This window comes from Pseudomonas sp. G.S.17 (genome assembly GCF_038096165.1).
GTDB lineage: Bacteria > Pseudomonadota > Gammaproteobacteria > Pseudomonadales > Pseudomonadaceae > Aquipseudomonas.
The window spans coordinates 4,628,315-4,648,892 of the sequence record NZ_CP151076.1 but is presented as its reverse complement, the minus strand read 5'-3'; the positions used below and the strand labels follow the sequence as shown (position 1 = coordinate 4,648,892).

The 20,578-nt window shown below is 58.8% G+C and carries 23 protein-coding genes; 13 read left to right on the top strand and 10 right to left on the bottom strand.

The window, feature by feature from the left end; genetic code table 11:
- Nucleotide 1: 1 nt before the first annotated feature.
- From AABC73_RS21650 to AABC73_RS21640, 3 genes are all read left to right on the top strand, one after another.
- The gene (locus tag AABC73_RS21650; protein ID WP_341520888.1) at nt 2-730 is read left to right on the top strand and encodes an adenosylcobinamide-GDP ribazoletransferase; all 729 of its coding nucleotides are present in this window, start codon (nt 2-4) and stop codon (nt 728-730) included.
- 210 nt (nt 731-940) lie between these two features.
- The gene (locus AABC73_RS21645) at nt 941-2,149 is read left to right on the top strand and encodes an MFS transporter (protein ID WP_341520887.1); all 1,209 of its coding nucleotides are present in this window, start codon (nt 941-943) and stop codon (nt 2,147-2,149) included.
- A gap of 234 nt (nt 2,150-2,383) precedes the next feature.
- Nucleotides 2,384-2,935, top strand: a complete 552-nt coding sequence (locus AABC73_RS21640; protein WP_341520886.1) for a glutathione peroxidase — start codon at nt 2,384-2,386, stop codon at nt 2,933-2,935.
- Between the two features lie 88 nt (nt 2,936-3,023).
- On the opposite strand, the gene AABC73_RS21635 is transcribed toward AABC73_RS21640, so the two are convergent.
- From AABC73_RS21635 to AABC73_RS21625, 3 genes are all read right to left on the bottom strand, one after another.
- Nucleotides 3,024-4,298, bottom strand: coding sequence for an outer membrane protein transport protein (locus tag AABC73_RS21635; RefSeq protein WP_341520885.1), 1,275 nt, complete (start codon nt 4,296-4,298; stop codon nt 3,024-3,026).
- 151 nt (nt 4,299-4,449) lie between these two features.
- Complete coding sequence (locus AABC73_RS21630; protein WP_341520884.1) at nt 4,450-4,929, bottom strand: hypothetical protein; 480 nt, start codon at nt 4,927-4,929, stop codon at nt 4,450-4,452.
- A 294-nt stretch (nt 4,930-5,223) separates the two neighbouring features.
- Nucleotides 5,224-5,448 (bottom strand): hypothetical protein, encoded by a 225-nt coding sequence (locus tag AABC73_RS21625; protein WP_020289155.1) that lies wholly within the window; start codon nt 5,446-5,448, stop codon nt 5,224-5,226.
- Between the two features lie 912 nt (nt 5,449-6,360).
- On the opposite strand from AABC73_RS21625, the gene AABC73_RS21620 reads away from it, so the two are divergent.
- The 4 genes from AABC73_RS21620 to AABC73_RS21605 all read left to right on the top strand — a co-directional run bounded on the left by AABC73_RS21620 (nt 6,361) and on the right by AABC73_RS21605 (nt 9,670).
- Nucleotides 6,361-6,783 (top strand): tetratricopeptide repeat protein, encoded by a 423-nt coding sequence (locus AABC73_RS21620; RefSeq protein ID WP_341520883.1) that lies wholly within the window; start codon nt 6,361-6,363, stop codon nt 6,781-6,783.
- A gap of 215 nt (nt 6,784-6,998) precedes the next feature.
- Entirely contained in the window at nt 6,999-8,363 is a 1,365-nt protein-coding gene (gene rmuC, locus AABC73_RS21615; RefSeq protein WP_341524303.1) for a DNA recombination protein RmuC, read from the top strand.
- Nucleotides 8,364-8,413: 50 nt separating this feature from the next.
- On the top strand, nt 8,414-9,343 hold the full coding sequence (locus AABC73_RS21610; protein ID WP_341520882.1) for a DMT family transporter: 930 nt from the start codon (nt 8,414-8,416) through the stop codon (nt 9,341-9,343).
- A 195-nt stretch (nt 9,344-9,538) separates the two neighbouring features.
- Nucleotides 9,539-9,670 carry a PA1414 family protein gene (locus AABC73_RS21605; protein ID WP_341520881.1) on the top strand — a complete coding sequence of 44 codons (132 nt, stop codon included), beginning with the start codon at nt 9,539-9,541 and terminating at the stop codon, nt 9,668-9,670.
- Between the two features lie 80 nt (nt 9,671-9,750).
- On the opposite strand, the gene AABC73_RS21600 is transcribed toward AABC73_RS21605, so the two are convergent.
- From AABC73_RS21600 to speB, 4 genes are all read right to left on the bottom strand, one after another.
- Nucleotides 9,751-10,053 carry a hypothetical protein gene (locus AABC73_RS21600; protein WP_341520880.1) on the bottom strand — a complete coding sequence of 101 codons (303 nt, stop codon included), beginning with the start codon at nt 10,051-10,053 and terminating at the stop codon, nt 9,751-9,753.
- A 219-nt stretch (nt 10,054-10,272) separates the two neighbouring features.
- A complete protein-coding gene (locus AABC73_RS21595) occupies nt 10,273-11,796 on the bottom strand; it encodes a cytosine permease (RefSeq protein WP_341520879.1) in 1,524 nt (507 codons plus the stop codon).
- A 44-nt stretch (nt 11,797-11,840) separates the two neighbouring features.
- Entirely contained in the window at nt 11,841-12,227 is a 387-nt protein-coding gene (locus AABC73_RS21590; protein ID WP_341520878.1) for a nuclear transport factor 2 family protein, read from the bottom strand.
- A gap of 131 nt (nt 12,228-12,358) precedes the next feature.
- Nucleotides 12,359-13,309 carry an agmatinase gene (speB, locus tag AABC73_RS21585; RefSeq protein WP_341520877.1) on the bottom strand — a complete coding sequence of 317 codons (951 nt, stop codon included), beginning with the start codon at nt 13,307-13,309 and terminating at the stop codon, nt 12,359-12,361.
- A 283-nt stretch (nt 13,310-13,592) separates the two neighbouring features.
- On the opposite strand from speB, the gene AABC73_RS21580 reads away from it, so the two are divergent.
- Nucleotides 13,593-14,486 carry a LysR family transcriptional regulator gene (locus tag AABC73_RS21580; protein ID WP_065832034.1) on the top strand — a complete coding sequence of 298 codons (894 nt, stop codon included), beginning with the start codon at nt 13,593-13,595 and terminating at the stop codon, nt 14,484-14,486.
- Nucleotides 14,487-14,510: 24 nt separating this feature from the next.
- A complete protein-coding gene (locus tag AABC73_RS21575) occupies nt 14,511-15,101 on the top strand; it encodes a DTW domain-containing protein (protein ID WP_341520876.1) in 591 nt (196 codons plus the stop codon).
- A 3-nt stretch (nt 15,102-15,104) separates the two neighbouring features.
- Here AABC73_RS21575 and AABC73_RS21570 read toward each other — a convergent pair whose 3' ends face one another.
- Entirely contained in the window at nt 15,105-15,317 is a 213-nt protein-coding gene (locus AABC73_RS21570) for a DUF6316 family protein (RefSeq protein ID WP_341524302.1), read from the bottom strand.
- A 158-nt stretch (nt 15,318-15,475) separates the two neighbouring features.
- Between AABC73_RS21570 and AABC73_RS21565 the strand changes: the two genes are divergently transcribed.
- A complete protein-coding gene (locus AABC73_RS21565; protein WP_341520875.1) occupies nt 15,476-16,435 on the top strand; it encodes a DMT family transporter in 960 nt (319 codons plus the stop codon).
- A 7-nt stretch (nt 16,436-16,442) separates the two neighbouring features.
- On the opposite strand, the gene AABC73_RS21560 is transcribed toward AABC73_RS21565, so the two are convergent.
- Nucleotides 16,443-17,057, bottom strand: a complete 615-nt coding sequence (locus tag AABC73_RS21560; RefSeq protein ID WP_065832030.1) for an NAD(P)H-dependent oxidoreductase — start codon at nt 17,055-17,057, stop codon at nt 16,443-16,445.
- On the bottom strand, nt 17,050-18,444 hold the full coding sequence (locus AABC73_RS21555) for a class II fumarate hydratase (RefSeq protein WP_341520874.1): 1,395 nt from the start codon (nt 18,442-18,444) through the stop codon (nt 17,050-17,052). The genes AABC73_RS21560 and AABC73_RS21555 overlap by 8 nt, the downstream gene beginning before the upstream one ends.
- 178 nt (nt 18,445-18,622) lie before the next feature.
- Here AABC73_RS21555 and AABC73_RS21550 point away from each other — a divergent pair, with 178 nt between their 5' ends.
- From AABC73_RS21550 to AABC73_RS21540, 3 genes are all read left to right on the top strand, one after another.
- Nucleotides 18,623-19,147 (top strand): DUF2059 domain-containing protein, encoded by a 525-nt coding sequence (locus AABC73_RS21550; protein ID WP_341520873.1) that lies wholly within the window; start codon nt 18,623-18,625, stop codon nt 19,145-19,147.
- 24 nt (nt 19,148-19,171) lie between these two features.
- On the top strand, nt 19,172-19,465 hold the full coding sequence (locus tag AABC73_RS21545; RefSeq protein WP_341520872.1) for a BolA family protein: 294 nt from the start codon (nt 19,172-19,174) through the stop codon (nt 19,463-19,465).
- Between the two features lie 149 nt (nt 19,466-19,614).
- Complete coding sequence (locus tag AABC73_RS21540) at nt 19,615-20,553, top strand: rhodanese-related sulfurtransferase (RefSeq protein WP_341524301.1); 939 nt, start codon at nt 19,615-19,617, stop codon at nt 20,551-20,553.
- The last annotated feature ends 25 nt before the right edge of the window (nt 20,554-20,578 follow it).

Genomic DNA, 20,578 nt, shown 5'->3' with positions numbered 1-20,578 from the left:
GATGTTGCCGTTCTGGATAGCCCTGCAATTTCTCAGCAGTCTGCCGATTCGCCTGCCCGGCATGCCGCAACCGCAGGAACTGGGCCGCTCGTTGCTGTTCTATCCGCTGGTCGGTGGGCTGTTCGGCGTGCTGTTGCTGGCGTTGAATGCACTGCTCGACGGCGCACCGCTGATGCTTCATGCGGCGTTGCTGCTGACCGCCTGGGTGTTGCTCAGCGGTGGCCTGCATCTGGACGGTCTGGCCGACAGCGCCGACGCCTGGCTTGGCGGCTTTGGTGATCGCGAGCGCACGCTGACCATCATGAAAGACCCGCGCAGCGGACCGATTGCGGTGGTGACGCTGGTGCTGGTGTTGCTGCTCAAGTTCAGCGCGCTCATGGCGTTGATCGAAAATCATCAGCCGCTGGGTTTGCTGCTCGCGCCGTTGATTGGCCGCGCGGCGATGCTGGGTTTGTTCCTTGGCACACCTTATGTGCGCGCCGGTGGCCTGGGCCAGGCCTTGGCCGATCACTTGCCGCGCAAAGCCGGTCAGCAGGTCTTGCTGGTCAGCGCATTGGTGTGTGTGTTGATCGCGGGAGTCTCCGGATTGCTGGCGCTGCTTAGCGTTTTAGTCGGCTTCTTCTGGCTGCGGCATTTGATGCTGCAGCGACTGGGCGGCAGCACCGGCGATACCGCGGGTGCGATGCTGGAGTTGCTGGAAGTGGCGGTGTTGCTGGCGGTGGTGGTTTAAGCCCGCGGGAGCCGAGCTTGCTCGCGAAGAACGATAACGCGGTATATCTGGCCCGCCGCCGCGCCTGATTCGCGGGCAAGCCTCCAACGACATCGGCGTGACGCTGGGCGACGGCGCGGGTCGTCAACATTGACACCATCATCCCTTGCACACATCCTGTTACGGGTATATCCGCGTACCAACTTGGCCGGCTCTGCCTGGAGAATAAGCATGACATCGGTTTGGCGTACTAGTGGTTGGATCCTGTTGGGCAGCGCGCTGATTCTTGCGCTGTCATTGGGGACAAGGCATGGCTTCGGTTTGTTCCTGGCGCCCATGAGCGCCGATTTCGGCTGGGGCCGCGAGGTGTTTGCCTTTGCCATTGCCTTCCAAAACCTGATGTGGGGCCTGGCGCAGCCGTTTGCAGGTGCGCTGGCTGACCGTTTCGGCGCCGCCAAAGTGGTGTTCGTCGGCGGGGTTCTCTATGCCATTGGCTTGATGACCATGAGCATGGCTGACTCGCCCTTGAGTTTGTCTTTGAGCGCCGGCCTGTTGATTGGCATTGGTCTGTCAGGCACTTCGTTTTCAGTGATTCTCGGTGTGGTCGGGCGCGCGCTGCCTGCGGAAAAACGCAGCATGGGCATGGGGATCGCCAGCGCCGCCGGATCGTTCGGCCAGTTCGCCATGTTGCCCGGCACGCTGGGATTGATCAGCTGGCTGGGCTGGTCCAGTGCGTTGCTGGTGTTGGGCGTGCTGGTTGCGTTGATCCTGCCGCTGGTAATGATGCTCAAGGACGTTCCTACCGCCTTGGTCGGTGGCGAGCAGACCCTGCGTGAAGCGCTGCATGAAGCCTGTTCGCATTCCGGCTTCTGGTTGCTGGCCCTGGGCTTTTTCGTCTGTGGCTTCCAGGTGGTGTTCATCGGCGTGCATCTGCCGGCCTATCTGGTGGATCAGCATTTGCCCGCCAAGGTTGGTACCACGGTGCTGGCGCTGATCGGTCTGTTCAATATCTTCGGGACCTATACGGCGGGCTGGCTGGGCGGGCGGATGTCCAAGCCGCGCCTGTTGACCAGTTTGTATTTGCTGCGAGCGGTGGTGATTGCACTGTTCCTGTGGGTGCCGTTGAGCGAGACCACGGCGTATCTGTTCGGTGTGGCGATGGGCCTGCTCTGGCTCTCGACGGTGCCGCTGACCAATGGCACGGTCGCCACGCTGTTTGGCGTGCGCAACCTGTCGATGCTCGGTGGCATTGTGTTCCTGTTCCACCAGTTGGGCGCCTTTCTCGGCGGTTGGCTGGGTGGCGTAGTGTATGACCGGACCGGAAATTACGACTTGATCTGGCAGGTGTCGATCCTGCTCAGCCTGCTGGCGGCTGCGCTTAACTGGCCGGTTCGCGAGCGTCCCGTGGCGCGATTGCAAATGCAGGGGAGCGCGCTGTGAACAGGCTTTGGAGCTGGGGCGCCGGCTTCGGCATTGCGCTGTTGCTGACGCTGGTCTGGTGGGCGTGGCAAGGCGTCGGTCTGGCTGCGTTGCAGTTGGGCATGGGTGCTTGCTGACGCTGAAAGGCAGAATCCGCACGGCCGACGTTATCCGTTCGACTAGGCATTTATTGCTACGAAGGGTAGCGTGTCGACAGACAATAACTATCGCGCCTTCCGTGCGCTCAGGTGCCGTATGACCCTTCGCTGGCTTTCTCTCTCGCCGCTTATGCTTGCCATGGCTGGTCCGGCGCTGGCCGCCGAATGTCCGTCGTTGTTGCAGGGCGAGCTGCCCAAATTGCGCGCCAAGGAAAATATCGACTTGTGCCAGCGCTTCGCCGGCAAGCCGATGCTGGTGGTCAATACCGCCAGTTTCTGTGGCTTCGCGCCGCAGTTCAAAAGCCTGGAGGCGCTCAATCAACGCTTCAAGGGCCAAGGGCTGGAAGTGGTCGGTGTACCGTCCAACGACTTCAAGCAGGAATCCAGGGATGGCGAAGAAACGGCCAAGGTCTGCTACGTGAATTACGGCGTGACCTTCACCATGACCGAGCCGCAGATTGTCAAAGGTCCGGATGCGACGCACCTGTTCAAGGTGCTCGCCGAGCAAAGCAGCGCGCCGCGCTGGAACTTCTATAAATACGTCATCGATCGTCAGGGCAAGGTCATCGCCAACTTCTCCAGTCTGACCACGCCGGATGATCCGGAGCTGATCGCGGCCGTCGAAAAAGCGATTGCCTCCAAGCCTTGATCTGCTTGCCATGCAGCAAAAAGCCCCGCAATTGCGGGGCTTTTTGTGAACCGGACGGTAGCTTTTTCAGCCTGCCGGGTTCGCTGTATCAGAAGCGATAGGTGACCGAAGTACCCAGGCCGTGTGCGCTGTTCTGGAAGTCAGCGCTGTACACGCCCTTGGTCGAGCTGGCATCACGAATCTTGGCTTTGTCTTCGTGCAGGTACGAATACGCCACGTCGATGGTCATGTTGTCGGTCGGGCTCCAGCCAGCGCCCAGGCTGAGTACCTTGCGGTCGCCGGTCGGGATGCGTGGCGAACGGTTGGTGTTGTTGGTCGGCGCCTGATCCACCGAGAAACCGGTGCGCAAGGTCCATTCTTTGTTGACCTTGTACGAGGCACCGATGGCATGTGCCCAGGTGTCGTGCCAGTTCTGCTCTTCGGAAATCGTGCCGATGGCGCCAGTCGAACCACCGAGCTGACGTGGAACGCCATCGTTGTTGACGGTGATGTCTTCCAGACGGCTCCAGCGAGTCCAGGTGCTGCCAGCGTAGACAGTCCAGTTTTCGTCGAGCTGCTGCGTGATCGAGAAGTCGACCGACTCAGGCGTGCTGATGTCCAGCGAAGCATCGTACTTCTGGCCGCTGAACGGGCCGAAGCCAGCGCCCTGGACCTTGGTTTTGCCTTCGAGTTTGTAATCGACCTTGGAGTGGTAGGTCAGGCCCAGGCGCGTGGTGTCGGTGGCCTGAACCAGGATGCCGACGTTGAAGCCGAGCGCAGTGTCATCACCTTTGATCTTGACCTTGCCATCGTTGCGGCCCGGAGTAGCGGCAGTCAGCGTGGAGGAGGTCAGTTCACCGTCGATGCGGTTGATGGTCGGGCCGAATCCGATGGAAACCTTGTCGTTGAAGGCGTAGCTGACGGTCGGTTGAAAGGTAATTACCTGAACGTGGCTCTTGTCGGCCCAGTAACGGCCCGCGAAGCCGCTTTCATAGTCGGTAACCAGACCGAAAGGAACATAGACACCCACGCCAAATGCCCAGTGATCATCGATAGGTTTTACGTAGTAGCCCATCGGAACGCCGACGACCGGTACCATATCGCCATCGTTACTGCCGCCGAAAGTGCCACGACCGTGCTTGATATCGGTCTTGGCGATGATGGCGGCTGCGCCAACACTCACTTGTTCGCTCTTCAGGCGGGACATCCCGGCGGGGTTGCCGAATACAGTACTGGCATCATCTGCAGAAGAAGAGCGGCCGGCAAAACCGGTCCCCATCCCGCTGATACTCTGCTCGTTGATTGCGAAACCGGCAGCGAACAATTGAGAAGAGACCAGGCTGACTGCGAGGCTAAGTGTGGTCTTGAGCATTACTTTTTTCATTATTAGAACTCCGTGTTGATCACCGCGCGGAAATTACCAACATTTTTAGCAATGCGCTATAGCCTGAATGTCGCGAGTTAGAGCGATTCTTGTAGGACAATCCTCATAATGTGGTGGGATCTCCCGCTAACGTGATTTTCCACACGCCTGTTCACACGGGATAGGAAAGCGGTGCGACACAACTTTGCCACGCACTGATGAAGTCCCTCAAACGTCCCTGGGGCTCAAATATTTCTCGCCAGATTTTAGCCATCAGCAGCGGGTTTTCGTCGCTGGGCAGAAAAACCCCATGGGCTTCGACCATTAACCAGGCGATGGCGGTGGAGTAGCGCAGGTTGACGGTCAGCTCCAGGTGCGGCCCGGTGAGGAACGCATGCTGGCTGGCGAGGCCGCGCACCCGGCTGGCCAGTTCAGGATCGAGGGCCAGGTAGTTGTCCCAGATCTGTCGGTGTCGTAGTTCAGGGATGCAATACAGGCCATGGCCACGTCGGCTGTCGAGGGCGGCGCCCAAGGCTGACTGGCTGGCGGCAACACCAAGCAGGAAGGATTCGGCGCAAGCACTATGACGATCGAGATACATCAATGTCGGCCGAATAACGTGTCGAGATAGATCACCGGCTGCAATTCCCATGACACCCTCGGGAGCTAGTGGCCAACGAGCCTGGCGCGTGGCAGCGATGAATCGGATCAGGCTCGCCGGAAGCGGCATCGCCGCTCAAGTTGAAGTGTAGTGTCATCTATTGCGTCTAATATCCTGTTTTTAAATTATTTCCCGTTTAGCACTGCTCTCTATATATCCCTTGGCGATAGGCAGCTCGGATTTTCGACTGATTCATAACGCCGAAAAACGGACGAAAAAAAGCCCCGCCTTTCGAGGGGCGGGGCTTTCTTGACCGGCTGAGCGGCGCTCAGTGCTCGGTCTCTATCAGGCAACCAGTGCCTGACGGGTACGCTCGATCACGGCCTGCAGCGGCTCGGCGCTGGAGTATTGATCGGGGTACAGGCGTTCGCTGTGACGCGCGATGCCGTGTTCGTTGACGATGGTGAAGCTGAAGCAGCCTTTGCGAGCAGCCATGATCAGGCAGTTCATTGGTGCGAAAGCGTGAGTAAGGGTGCGGATGGCATCCTGAGTCTGTGTATGAGTAGTCATGGTTATGGTGTTCCTGAACAACACGGAATAAGGCCGTGCAAAAATAAAACGTCCCAGTAAACGCGGGCCGACACCTGTTATTTTCAGGTAGGGCAGGGCGAAGAACCTGACTGGAACAAAGCAGACAGTTGAAGCGCGCTGGATTGTATGGCGCTCGGGCTGACCGGTAGGTACTTAGGAGGGCAGGCAACACAACAAGAGCAAAGGTTCGCCGCTCTGGGTGCAGATCCTGATCAATTTGCAGGCTGGTTCTATCAGGCCATGAAACTTTTTACGCTACAGCTCCCGTAAGTGGGTAATCAGCGCGTAGGGTTCATGTCTGGAAACCATCGAGGTGGTCGATCCCTTATTGGCAACAACACCTTCGAATCGGAAGGATGCTTGTCGGGGGGATTATTCGACCAGAATTGACTTTCAGCTTGGTACTAACGGCGACAATGCTAACCGATCACCTTCTGCATTGAAAGGGGCAATGCAGAATAAATTTAAGGTGGGCAAAAAAATCTGCCACGCAAGCGCCGTCCTGATTGAAAACGAGTCGCGCTCAATGCCGATTTGCAATGACGAGAACCGTGTCTCATAGCGGTTGGAAATGGAGTTGTGCACATTGCGCGACGATGCTGCCACATCACTGTCACAACCGCTCCTAAGAGCTTGATTTACCGTGGTGAATTATTAAGTCAATGAAAAACATCGTTTTTTTTAACTGGTGAAAAAATCGTCAGTTTGAGCGCAGGCCCCATTCTGCCTACGTTTGCGAGAGTTAAAGTACGGTTGTCCACTGAGTTATCCACAGGTTCTGTGGATTGTCCCAAGCGCTTGCTCTATTTCGGGCATCTTGGTGTGCGGGACTTTACCTCTGCGAGAAAAAGTGTAGAGTTGCGCGCCTCCTGATTTGCCCCCGCAGTGTTTATGAAACCGCGTCCTGATCCATCTCCAGAGCCTCGAACTTCTTCAAACGAACCTCCACGGTTTTCGTTGCGCGTTGCTTTGTGGCTGCTGGACAGTCCGCGTCTGGGCAGCAAACCGAGCGTCAAGCATTTTGCCGGTCGCCTGCTCAAGCAGCCGGCGCGCCAAGGGGTCGTGGTGGCGCAGAGCCGCTTGGGTACGATGCTCTGCCATGATTGTGGCAACGCCCGTGATCGGCGCATCGGTCACGAACTGCTGCGTCAGGCCGCTCGGGCTGGCGATTGCAATGCGCAATACGAATACGGCCGCCTGTGTACGCAGGCCCCCATCAGCGAACCTCGCCAGGCCCGGCACTGGCTCGAACTGGCTTCAGCCAAAGGTTCACTCGACGCGCAGCGACTGCTCGGCCAACTGAACCGTTTCTGAGTCGCTGCTGGCGCAAACCGCTGTTCTGCGCATAATGCCGGGAATTATGAGTTCGGCATGCTTTTACTGTCAGTGGCTCGAGACAGACACCAGGAGTCTCTATGGCGATGGACTTGACCAGCCTTTTATTGGGGCTTGGTGCAGCGGCGATACCGTTACTGGCCTTGGCCTGGCAGTTCCAGCGCAAACTGGTTCGCCAGCAGGCTGAAAACGCATTGCTGGACGAACGTTTGAGCACGGCGCAAATGGCTCAGGACGGACTCAGCGCCCAACTGGATGCCAGTCGCGATGAAATCAGCGACTTGAGCCAGGCCAACGCGCAGAAGCAGGCCGATCTTGCGGCGCTGCGACGGGAAGTCGAACTGCTGCGTCAGGAACGCGACAGTGCCCATGACGCGGCGCAGGCCTGGAGCATCGAACGCTCCGCCAAAGAAGCCGAGTTGCGCCAGCTGGACGCGCGCGGCGCTTCACTGGCCGCCGAGCTGCGTGAGCAGCAGGAAAGCCATCAGCAGCGTCTGGATGACCTTCAGGGTTCCCGGGACGAGCTGCGCGCCCAGTTCGCCGAACTGGCCGGGAAGATTTTCGATGAGCGTGAGCAGCGCTTCGCCGAAACCAGTCAGCAGCAGCTCGGGCAATTGCTCAATCCGCTCAAGGAGCGCATTCAGTCGTTCGAAAAACGCGTTGAGGAAAGCTACCAGCAGGAGGCCCGGGAGCGATTCTCCCTCAGCAAGGAGCTGGAGCGTTTGCAGCAGCTCAATCAACGTCTGAGCGATGAAGCGACCAACCTGACCCGCGCACTTAAAGGCCAGAAGACCCAAGGCAATTGGGGCGAGCTGATTCTTGAGCGGGTGCTGGAACACGCCGGTCTGGAAAAGGGCCGCGAGTATCAGACGCAAGTCAGCCTCAAAGGCCCGGACGGCGAGCGCTTTCAGCCGGATGTGTTGATCATGCTGCCGGGCGACAAGCAGGTGGTGGTCGATGCCAAAGTCAGCCTGACGGCGTACCAGCAATACGTCAGCGCCGACGACGAGGTTATCGGTCAAGCGGCGTTGAAGCAGCATGTATTGTCACTGCGCAACCACGTCAAAGGCTTGTCCGGCAAAGACTATAAACGCCTGGAAGGCTTGCACAGCCTGGATTTCGTGTTGTTGTTCGTGCCGATCGAGGCGGCGTTTTCCGCCGCGTTGCAAGCCGAACCCAATCTGTTTCAGGAAGCCTTCGACCGCAACATCGTGATTGTCAGCCCGACGACGCTGCTGGCGACCTTGCGGGTGATCGACAGCCTCTGGAAACAGGAACGCCAGAGCCAGAACGCCCGTGAAATTGCCGAGCGCGCCGGCTGGCTTTACGACAAATTCGTGCTGTTCATTCAGGACCTGGATGAAGTCGGCAATCGCTTGCAGCAGCTGGACAAGGCCTACGGCGCGGCGCGCAACAAGCTGACAGAAGGGCGCGGCAATCTGGTCAGTCGCAGCGAGCAGCTCAAGTTGCTCGGCGCGCGTGCCAGCAAGAACCTGCCGGCGGATCTGCTGGAGCGGGCAATGACCGACGATGAAGGGCTGGCGCAGCTGCCTGAATAAAAGGTGTGAGATGATCCGCCGCTTCTCCTTTCCTGAATGGACTCGTTGATATGAGCGTGACGCGCAAGAGCGCCGATGGTTTCGCCCTGCAAGTCATGCTTGTGCTGTGCGTGATCTGGGGCCTGCAGCAAGTGCTGATCAAGTGGGCTGCACCCGACATCGCGCCGATCATGCAGGCTGCGGGGCGTTCCGGCATCGCTGCTCTGATCGTCGGCGCCGCGCTGCTTTGGCAAGGCGGACACCGGAAAATCAGCAGCACCTGGCGCGCCGGACTATTGGCCGGATCGCTGTTCGGCCTGGAGTTTTTGTTTATCGCTCAGGGTCTGGCGCTGACCAGTGCTGCGCATATGTCGGTGTTCCTTTATACCGCGCCGATTTTCACCGCATTGGGGCTGCACTGGCGCCTGCCCAGCGAGCGGCTACGACCGCTGCAGTGGCTGGGCATTTTTCTCGCTTTCGCCGGGATCGCCACAGCCTTCGTCGGTGGCCTGTCGCTGAGCGGCATGGACCGCAACATGCTCATCGGCGATGGCCTTGGCGTACTGGCGGGCATGGCGTGGGGTGCGACCACAGTGGTGGTGCGCGCATCCCGACTGTCCGAAGCGCCGGTAACCCTGACCCTGTTTTATCAATTGATGGTGTGTCTGGTCGGGCTGCTGCTGATTGCTGCGCTCAGCGGCCAGATCACTCACGTCGAGCTGACCCCGGTTGGCATTGGCAGCGTGCTGTTTCAAGGGTTGGTGGTCTCATGCGCGAGCTATCTCGCCTGGTTCTGGCTGTTGCGCCGTTACCTGGCGTCGAATCTGGCGGTGTTTTCGTTCATGACGCCGCTGTTTGGCGTGACCTTCGGCGTGCTCCTGCTGGATGAGCCGCTGAGCTTCAACTTTGTGATCGGGGCGATTCTGGTTTTGCTCGGGATTACGCTGGTGAGCGGTGAGCAATGGATTCGTCGCAAGTTGCGCGGGCTGATCCGATCCTGAACTGTGTCCGCGCATGTCCTGCGCTGCCGTTGGTCGTTTAAATACGTGGGATCAGCCTCAGAGCTGTCACATTGGGCACATCGGGAAAATGTTTTTCCGCGACACTCGGTAGCAGGCGTAAAGTGTGAAATAGCACTATTCTGTTGAAGCGGCTTGAAGATGTCGGTCGTCGAGTATTTCCCTGAAGGGGGCATTATGAATACCAAACTGCAAGAATGGCTTCACGATCTGGGCGTTGCCTTGGGTCTTATCGAACGGCCCAAACTGCAACCGATTCCGGTGCGTAGCATCGACAAGAACGATAAACACCGCCGTCCGCGTCGCTAGTCGAAACGGCGTCTTCTGCCGGGGCGCGTCTGCGTCCCGTCGCTGAGAGCAGGCCCTGTGTGGCGGCCTCACCCTCCTTTCTATTCCTTGGTTCTGCCCTTGGGCTCTGTGCCTGACCGCTGAGACTTGTCATGTATCAGCTTCAAAATCTGCGTGACCAGCCTGGCCAGCGTTAGCTCATGCGGTGAGTTGATGGCCTGCGCTCTGTGATCCGGCTTAAACACAATCCCGAAGTGGCTCTGCAGCTCGTTGTAAAGATCGTTCACATCGTCCTCGTCGAGCACCAAATCCTTGAAACTCGAACTTTCCTTAATTTTTGACTTGTCGACCAGGATGATGCCTATCGCGTCGAAGACGTGTTGCTGGATTTCGCTGCGCTTCATGAAAGCCCCTGTTATCCGTCATTTAGAGGATCAGCCCCAACGTCCATAAAACAGGGTGTTTCCATATCGATCCGTGCACATGTGGGCTGTACAGCATTCCTTGCCACTGCATCATCAAGGCTAGCTCAAATCCGCCGTTACTTCGGGCATTGAAAGCACCAGATGTAAAAAAGGATGTCCGCAGACATCCTTTTTTATAAGCGACGACCAGCGGCGGCTTCAGGCAGTCGTCTGTTCCGTTACCGGCGCAGCTTCAACGGGTTTCTGGCTGCGCGAATCGGTGGGGCCATACACAGCGGCAGGTTCCGGAAACAGGCTGAGCAGGGCCAGATACACCAGCGATGCCAGGCCAAGGGTCACCGGCAGGCTGATGTCGATGCCTTGGGCGAGATTGCCCAGCGGGCCGACGAACTGCCCCGGCAGGTTCACGAAGCACAGGCCAACCAGTGCGCTTGGAATCCAGGCACCCAGCCCGCGCCAGTTCCAGCCGTGGCTGAACCAGTAACGACCGCCTTTCTCGCCACGGGTGAAGACTTGCAGGTCATCCGGGCAATAAAAGCCGCGCCGCACCAGCAGGCCGATGATCATGATCACCATCCATGGCGTGGTGCAGGTGATGATCAGTACGGCGAAGGTCGAAACGCTCTGCACCAGATTGGCGGCGAAACGGCCGATGAAGATGAACGCGATGGACATCACGCCAATCAGCAGCGTCGCCTTGACCCGTGACAACACGCGCGGGAACACGCTGGACATGTCCAGCCCGGTGCCATACAGCGATGTAGTGCCGGTGGACATGCCGCCGATCACTGCGATCAGGCAAACCGGCAAGAAAAACCAGGTGGGCGACACCGCCAGCAGGCCACCGACATAGTTGTTGGCCGCGATGTAGTCCGGCGCCTTGATGGCGACGATGGTCGCGGTGGCCAAGCCGAACAGGAACGGAATCAGCGTGGCTGTCTGGGCGCCGATCACGGCCAGCATGATCTGCCGCTTGGGCGTATCCCGTGGAATGTAGCGCGACCAGTCGCCGAGGAATGCGCCGAACGACACTGGATTGCTCATGGCAACCAGCGCCGAGCCGATGAAAGCAGCCCAGAAACCTTCCTGACCCATGGCGACGGTGCCGGCAAAGCCCGAATCGAACGCTCCGGCAAACGGGAAGATCCCCAGCAGGAACAGCAAACTGGCCGCCCAGACGGCGATCTTGTTGACCCACAGCATGAATCGAAAGCCATAAATGCAGACGGTCAGGACCAATATGGCGAACAGGCCGTAGGCCAGGCCAAGGGTCAGGTCGGTTTCCGGCAGGTTGATCAGGCGTTTCGCACCGCCGATCAATGCATCGCCCGAACTCCACACCGACAGCGAGAAGAAGGCAATTGCGGTGAGCAACGACAGGAACGAACCGACAATTCGGCCATGCACACCGAAATGCGCGCCGGACGATACCGCGTTGTTGGTGCCGTTGAGTGGGCCGAACAAACCCATTGGCGCGAGGATGATCGAGCCGATCAATACGCCGAGGACAATCGCCCAGACACCAGCCTGAAACGACAAGCCGAACAACACCGGAAAGCTGCCCAGCACAGCGGTGGCAAAGGTATTGGCGCCGCCGAAAATCAGTCGGAACAAATCCCGGGGAGTGGCGCTGCGGGCGTGATCCGGAATCTGTTCCACGCCGAAGGTTTCGATGCTGCTGGTGGGACGTTGTGTGGGGGCACGCTGTTTATTGTTATCCATGACCTGCTCCGATCATTTGGTGCTTGTGGAGTACTGCTTTTTTATTAGGGAATAGCTGACAAATGCTCGTGAACGGCAAGCCAGTTCCCGGACGCCTGGCGGGCAAACACGATGGTTTCGCGTTCCTGGCTGATGCTTTGCTCGCCTGCTACGCGCAACTCGGTGGTTACGTCGTGGAGAAAAATCGCCACGTCGCCATAGACGCTGACATGGGCATTGCTGGATACGCACGACAGCACTTCAAATCCCTCTTCCCGCCAGCTGTCCCACATCGTTTGATAGGCGCTGCGGCTGAGCAGCGGTTTTTCCAGGGTGTAAAACACAAAGGTCGCTTCCGGGCTGAATGCCCCGAAATACGTTTGGCGTTTATTGCTGGCAAACGCCGTCACCAGATCGGCGGCGGCTTGCAGTACGTTGTTGTGGTCGCACATTGAATTCCAGGCTCTCAATCAAACTGAATACCGTGGGAGCGAGCTTGCTCGCGAATGCTACGTCACTCACTGCGAGAGTTTCGACGGATACGTTGGCTTTTTCGCGAGCAAGCTCGCTCCCACACGTGTTTCTAGCGGTGAGCTACACCCGGCAAAACACAGAGCATTTCGTAGAGCAGGTTGGCGCCCAGCAGGGAAGTGTTGCCGGTGGTGTCGTACGGTGGCGAGACTTCCACCAGATCGCAACCGACCAGATCCAGGCCCTGGCAGCCACGGATGATCTCGATACCCTGAATGGTGGTCAGGCCGCCAATTTCCGGGGTGCCGGTGCCTGGTGCCCAGGCCGGGTCGATGCCGTCGATATCGAAACTCAGATAAACCGGACCACCACCGACTTTTTCGCGAACTTCAGCCATCAGCGGCGCGAGGGATTTGTGCCAGCACTCTTCAGCCTGAACCACGCGGAAGCCCTGTTTGCGGCTCCAGTTGAAGTCTTCGGCGGTATAGCCCTGAGCACGCAGGCCGATCTGCACAACGCGATCACAGTCCAGCAGACCTTCTTCAACCGCGCGGCGGAAGGTGGTGCCGTGGGCGATTTTCTCGCCGAACATGTGATCGTTGACGTCAGCGTGGGCATCGATATGCACCAGACCGACCTTGCCGTATTTCTTGTGAATAGCGCGCAGGATCGGCAGGGTAATGGTGTGGTCGCCGCCCAGCGTCATCGGCACCACGTCGTGGGTGAGGATTTCGTCGTAGGCTTCTTCGATGATGCGCACGGCGTCCAGCAGGTTGAAGGTGTTGATCGCCACGTCGCCGATATCGGCCACTGACAGCGAGTCAAACGGTGCAGCACCGGTTGCCATGTTGTACGGGCGAATCATCACCGATTCAGCGCGAATTTCACGCGGGCCGAAACGGGTCCCGGCGCGCAGCGAGGTGCCGATATCCAGTGGCACGCCGACAAAAGCAGCGTCCAGACCGGCCGCGGATTGCAGGTGCGGCAAGCGCATCATGGTGGCAATACCGGCGAAGCGCGGCATTTCGTTACCGCCCAGTGGTTGGTGAAAAATCTTTTCCACGGGATTGCCTCATCGTTGGTTTGAATGCGTCGATTCTGGGAAGTGGGGCAGCAGGGAACAATCGCTGGGGCGAAATACTTAGTTTAGAGATTTCGAAACTAATGCGGTTTTGAGCTAAGCTGCGCGGCTTCGATTGACAGGGTCAAACCCGCGAGACGAGCTAATCGTGGGAGCGAATTTATTCGCGAAAGCGGTGTGTCATTCACCCAAGTCGTGTCTGATCGGGCCTCTTCGCGAATAAATTCGCTCCTACAGTTGCCAGATCAGCAATCCAGGAACCCCCATGGCCAGCGCTTTACCCGATCTTAAACTGCTGCGTATTTTTGCCAGCGTGGTGCGTCACCAGGGCTTTGCCAGTGCGCAGCAGGAACTCAACCTTTCCACGTCGGCGATCAGCACGTATATGAGCCAGCTGGAAGCGGCGCTGGGTATCGTCCTGTGTCATCGGGGGCGCGGCGGGTTCAGTCTGACCAGCAAAGGCGAACTGTTTCATCAGGAAACCCTGCGTCTACTGGGTGAGCTGGAAGGCTTCGAGTTGTATGCCGCCGCACTCAAGGGCGAGCTGCGCGGTACGCTCAACCTCGGCGTGTTGGACTCCACGGTGAGCGATCCGGCCTTGCCGTTTGCCGAAGTCATCGGTGCCTACAGCGAAGAACACCCGGCGGTGCATTTACACCTGTCGGTGATGAGCCCTTACGAATTGCAGCTCGGCGTGCTGGATAACCGGCTGGACCTGGCCATCGGTTCGTTCTCCACGCGGATGAACGGTCTGCTGTATCAACCGCTGTATCGCGAGCAGCATTGGCTGTATTGCAGCAACCGCCACACCTTGTTTGCCGAGCGGCGTATTCCCGAGCCGGTGATCGCCCAGCAACGCATGGTCGGGCGCGGCTATTGGAGCCAGGCAGAACTGGCCCGGCACGGTTTCAAACACAGCGCCGCAACCGTGGAAAGTATGGAGGCGCAGCTGATCCTGGTGCTGTCCGGCGCCTATATTGGTTATCTGCCGGAGCACTACGCGCATTCCTGGGTGGATTCGGGGCACTTGCGCGTGTTGTTGCCGGCGACCTTCGGTTATCAGGCGCCATTTTCGATGATCGTGCGCCGGGGCCGCAGCCGCGAGCCGTTGATTCAAACTTTCCGTGATCTGCTCAAAGCGCAGCTCAATCCTGTCTGACCCAATCCTTCCAAGGAGCCCCCGATGTCCCGCCCGCGCTGTGAACGGTGCCTGCGCCCCGAAAGCCATTGCCTGTGTGCGCTGATCCCGCAACTGGACAGCCGCACTCGTGTGCTGGTGTTGCAGCACCCCGGTGAAGTTCAGCATGCGTTGAATACCGGGCGGCTGGCGGCGCTGGGCTTGAACAACGCACAGTTGGTGGTCGGTGAAGTTTTTGAAGACATGCAGGAGCTGCTCAATCCGCCTGGTTATCAGGCACGACTGTTATTTCCCGGCAACGATGCCCAGCCATTGGTCATGCAGGACAAGGACGCGTTGCCGATGTTGCTGGTGGTGCCGGACGGTACATGGCGCAAGGCGCGCAAATTGTTGCATCTCAACCCGCTGCTGGCGGCGTTGCCCCGGGTCACGCTGGGGCAAGTGCCCGAGTCCCGTTACCGACTGCGCAAAGGACCGGGTCCGGATGCGTTGTCCACCCTTGAAGCGATCACGTACGCCTTGCAGATCCTTGAAGCACCGCAGTCATTCGCGCCGCTGCTGGCGCCGTTCGAAGCCTTGATCGAGGGGCAGATCAAGGCGATGGGCGCCGACACGTTCGCGCGCAATCACGGCTAGGCATCAGCCATTAAGAGACGTTTGCTGGATGCCTTTCAACGCCATCATGCGCTGAATATAAGCCTCGGTTTCGCGCTCGGCTTCAGTGCGATTGGGGTACGGACCTTCAAGGGTGTTTTCCCGCGTGCTGAAAAAATATTCGCCATTGACCCGCGTCACCCGGTCACTGCGATAGTGGACGGTGGGGGCCGGGTCCTGCTCACGCTTGCCGAACATGGTTTTCTCCTCCTGAAAAATGAATCTGGGGAACTGCACGGCGCGAAGTCCGACTAAACAGTTCTGGCCGTATTGCGCGCTCAACTGCAACTGTGCCGAGTCCCAATCCACGCCTACAATGATCGCCTGCACTCTTTGCACTTGCCTGGGAATTCTTCATGCACATCTCGTCTGGCCGATGGATCTACGGCCTATGTCTGGCGCTGTTGACTGCGCTGCTCTGGGGCATCCTGCCCGTCAAACTCAAACAAGTGCTGCAAGTGATGGACCCTGTCACTGTGACGTGGTTCAGACTTTTGGTGTCCGGATCGCTGCTGTTCATATGGCTGGCATCCGTCAAGCGCCTGCCGAGCTTCAAGGTGCTGGGCCGCAAGGGAAAGATTCTGGTCCTGCTGGCGGTATTGGGGCTGGTGGGCAACTACGTGCTGTATCTGATCGGCCTGAATCTGCTCAGCCCCGGCACTGCCCAGTTGATGATTCAGATGGGCCCGATCCTGTTGTTGATCAGCAGTATTTTTCTGTTCAAGGAGCGTTTCAGTATTGCGCAAGGCGTGGGCCTGGCGGTGCTGTTGATCGGGTTTGCGTTGTTCTTCAACCAGCGCCTCGGCGAGTTGCTGACGTCCATGAGCGAATACACCGCAGGCGTGCTGACGGTGTTCCTGGCGGCAGTGGTATGGACGTTCTATGGGCTGAGCCAGAAGCAGTTGCTGACCGTGTGGAATTCGGTGCAGGTCATGATGGTGATCTATCTGTTCTGCGCGTTATTGGTTACGCCGTGGGCGCATCCTGCCGAGGCGTTGCAGCTGAGCCCGTTGCAAGGCTGGCTGTTGCTGGCCTGCTGCCTGAACACGTTGGTCGCGTATGGCGCCTTCGCCGAGGCGCTGGCCCATTGGGAAGCTTCGCGCGTCAGTGCGACGTTGGCGCTGACCCCGCTGGTAACTTTTGCTTGCGTGGCAATCGCTGCCTGGTTGTGGCCCGAGTACGTACAAGCCGAGCAGATCAACCTGCTGGGCTACGGCGGCGCGGTGCTGGTGGTGGCCGGTTCGGCACTGGTCGCACTCGGCCCTTCGATGCTTGCCGGATGGCGCGCAAGGAAGGCGAGGCTGGCACTGGAATAGATATAAGCTATTTGCGCCCGAGCATTTCGGCCTGGCGCAGCCATTGCTGGCGCTGTTCTTCGCTCGAGATGCGTACGGGAGCGAATTCAGTCAGGCGCTTGGTCTTGATCCCGCAGAACGCGAGAACGGTACGCACCATCTGCCGATGTGCCGGCGCGCCATATACCCAGCGGAAATAGCGCGGCGGGGTGTCCATGGTTACCAACAGCTCAGCCGTGCGGCCTCTGAGCAACTCGTTGGAAATGTGCTTGCGACCGTGGGTCTTGAAGGCGAAACCGGGCATCAATACCCGGTCAAGAAAACCGCTGAGCACGCTGGGCAAACCGCCCCACCAGACCGGGTAGACAAACACCAGATGCTCGGCCCAATGGATCTCCCGTTGGGCTTCGAGCAGGTCGTGCTCCAGATTCTGGCTTTGTTCGTAACCGTTATGCAGCACGGGGTCGAAGTCCAGTTCTCCCAGCTTGAGCATCCGCACCACATGACCTTCGCTGCGCGCGCCCAAGGCATAAGCCTCGCCCAGCGCGTGGCCGAAGCTTGCGGATTTCGGCGTACCGAAAATCATCAGGATGCGTTTGCCATACCCTTCCAGGGGTGTCGCGCCGCTTTTCGGATCAACCATTGCTGCCAGCCTCGAGCATTTTTTCCGGGCGGACCCAGGCATCAAACTCGGCATCGGTCAGATAACCCAGTGCCAGCGCCGCTTCACGCAACGTCAGCCCTTCACTGTAGGCCTTCTTGGCGATCTGTGCGGACTTGTCATAGCCGATGTGCGGGTTGAGCGCCGTCACCAGCATCAGGCCGCGTTCCAGGTGTTCAGCCATTTTTTCCGCGTCCGGTTCCATGCCAGCGATGCAATGCTCGTTGAAGTTGCTGCAGCCGTCGCCGAGCAGGCGAATGGATTGCAGCAGGTTATGAATGATCACCGGCTTGTAGACGTTGAGCTGCAAGTGGCCCTGGCTCGCGGCAAAGCCGATGGTGACGTCGTTGCCCATGACCTGGCAGGCCAGCATCGACAGCGCTTCGCACTGAGTCGGATTGACCTTGCCGGGCATGATCGAACTGCCGGGTTCGTTGGCTGGCAGTCTGACTTCAGCCAGACCGGCACGTGGGCCGGAGCCCAGCAGGCGCAGGTCGTTGGCGATTTTCATCAAGGTCACGGCCAGAGTTTTCAGGGCGCCGGACAACGCCGTCAGCGGCTCATGACCGGCCAACGCCGCAAACTTGTTGGGCGCGGTGACGAAGGGCAGGCCGGACAATGCCGCCAGTTCAGCGGCAACCGCTTCGGCGAAACCATGAGGCGAATTCAGGCCCGTACCGACCGCCGTACCGCCCTGGGCCAGTTCATAGACCGCAGGCAGGGTGGCGCGAATGGCTTTCTCGGCATAATCGAGCTGCGCGACATACGCGGAAAGCTCCTGGCCAAAGGTAATCGGCGTCGCGTCCATCATGTGCGTGCGGCCGGTCTTGACCAGTTTCATATGCCGCGCCGACTGCTCGGCGATGCCATTGGACAGCTCGGCAATCGCTGGCAGCAGCTGCTCTTTCACTGCCTGGGCGGCAGCAATGTGCATCGCCGTCGGGAAGCAATCGTTGGAGCTTTGCGAGCGATTGACGTGATCGTTGGGGTGGACTGGCGTCTTGCCGCCACGGCCTTGTCCGGCCAGCTCATTGGCGCGCCCGGCAATCACTTCATTGACGTTCATGTTGCTCTGCGTGCCAGAGCCGGTTTGCCAGACCACCAGGGGAAACTGGCTGTCGTGCTCGCCCGCCAGCACTTCATTGGCGGACTGCTCGATCAGTCGGGCAATATCGGCGGGCAAGTCGCCATTACGGTCGTTGACCCGGGCCGCAGCCTTCTTGATCAGCGCCAGGGCGTGCAGTACCGGCAAGGGCATACGCTGATCGCCAATCGCAAAATTGATCAGCGAACGTTGAGTCTGTGCTCCCCAGTAGGCGTCATCGGGGACTTCGATCGGGCCAAGGCTGTCAGTTTCAGTACGACTCACGGGTTCACTCCTCAAAGTTCAGTGCGCATCAATGCGAAGTTTAGGCTTTGGTATCCATATTGGGTTCCCTAATTAGCGTTTTTAACCGCTCGGCGCGTCAGGGGTTGAGCCAAAAGCGGACATGGGCGCAGAATGGTCGGCCTTGAGGTATTGCCTCGCCTGCTAGAAAGGAAACTCGATGACCCGTCTTCGTGCCATTTGTACTGCGGTTGTACTGGCTTGTGCCAGCGGCCAGGTTCTTGCCGATACCGCCAGCCATAACGCCAGTGCCGAAACGTTCCTCAAGCTGGCTCATGCTGACAAGCTGGGCACCCCGGTCTACATGCAAGTGCAACAGATGTTTGCGCAGCGCTTTGCCGAAACCAAAGCCCCTGAAGCGAAAAAAGCGTTGCTTGAAACCTATCAGGCCAAAGCCAACACAGCGCTGGATCAGGCGATCGGCTGGAACAAGCTGAAACCCGACATGATCAAGCTCTACACCGCCAACTTCACCGAAAGCGAGTTGAAGGATCTGGTTGCGTTCTACCAGTCTCCACTGGGCAAGAAAGTACTGACCAAGATGCCTGAGATGACTCAGCAGTCGGCTCAGCTGACCCAGAGCAAACTGGAAAGCGCAGTGCCTGTCGTCAACAAGCTGCTGGCTGACATGACTGCGGAACTGGAACCTGCCAAGGCAGCTCCTGCTCCAGCCAAAAAGCCTTAACCGACTGATCGGGCGAGACCTGTCATGACCATGCAAAAGCGAATCGAATCGGCTCTGGCCGTGTTTCAGCCACAGCACCTGCAAGTGCTCGACGAGAGCCACATGCACAGTCGCGGTGAGCAGACTCACTACAAGGCGATTATCGTCAGCGAGCAATTCGAGGGGCTCAACGCCGTCAAGCGTCACCAGAAGGTCTACGGCATTCTGGGCGGCCTGATGGGTGAGTTCCACGCGTTGGCGCTGCACACCTTTACCCCGCAAGAATGGGCTAAAGCCGGTGCCGCACCTGCCTCGCCGACCTGCGCGGGTGGTCATTGACCGTCGACTGACGGGGGTTACCGGATTAACCCTGATTTTTGCTAGAATCCGCACGCGCCGCTCTGTCGGCGCGTTTTTCATTCTGAATTTTGATCCGGTAGGCCCTTTGCGAGGGTCGCCACCTGGAGAAGCACATGACACAACAGCCGATGACTCAACCGATCGTCGTGGCCGCGCTGTACAAATTCGTCACGCTCAGCGACTACGTTGCCCTGCGCGAACCGCTGCTGCAGGCGATGGTCGACAATGGCATCAAAGGCACGTTGCTGATTGCCGAAGAAGGCATCAACGGCACCGTCTCCGGTAGCCGTGAAGGCATCGACGGGCTGATGGCCTGGCTGAAGAACGACCCGCGCATGGACGACATCGATCACAAAGAGTCGTACTGCGACGAGCAACCCTTCTACCGCACCAAGGTCAAGCTCAAGAAAGAGATTGTCACCCTGGGCGTCGAAGGCGTGGACCCGAACAAATCCGTGGGCACCTATGTCAATCCGCAGGACTGGAACGCGATCATCAGCGATCCGGAAGTGCTGGTGATCGACACCCGCAACGACTATGAAGTGTCCATCGGCACCTTCGAAGGCGCCGTCGACCCGAAGACCACCAGCTTTCGCGAGTTTCCCGAGTACATCAAGGAACATTTCGACCCGGCGGTGCACAAGAAAGTCGCCATGTTCTGCACCGGTGGCATCCGCTGTGAAAAGGCCTCGAGTTATATGCTCGGCGAAGGCTACGGCGAGGTCTTCCACCTCAAGGGCGGGATTCTCAAGTATCTGGAAGAAGTACCTCAGGAAGAAAGCCTGTGGCGTGGCGAGTGTTTCGTTTTCGATAATCGCGTCACCGTGCGCCACGACCTGACCGAAGGCGACTACGATCAATGTCACGCCTGCCGTACGCCGATCAATGCCGAAGACCGCGCCAGCGAGCATTACACTGCGGGTATCAGCTGCCCGCATTGCTGGGACACGCTGAGCGAGAAAACCCGCCGCAGCGCCATCGATCGGCAGAAGCAGATCGAACTGGCGAAGCAGCGCAATCAGCCACACCCTATCGGCCGTAACTATCGCCTGCCAACCGAGGCTTGATCCATGTCTGCTCGTCTGCTCTATG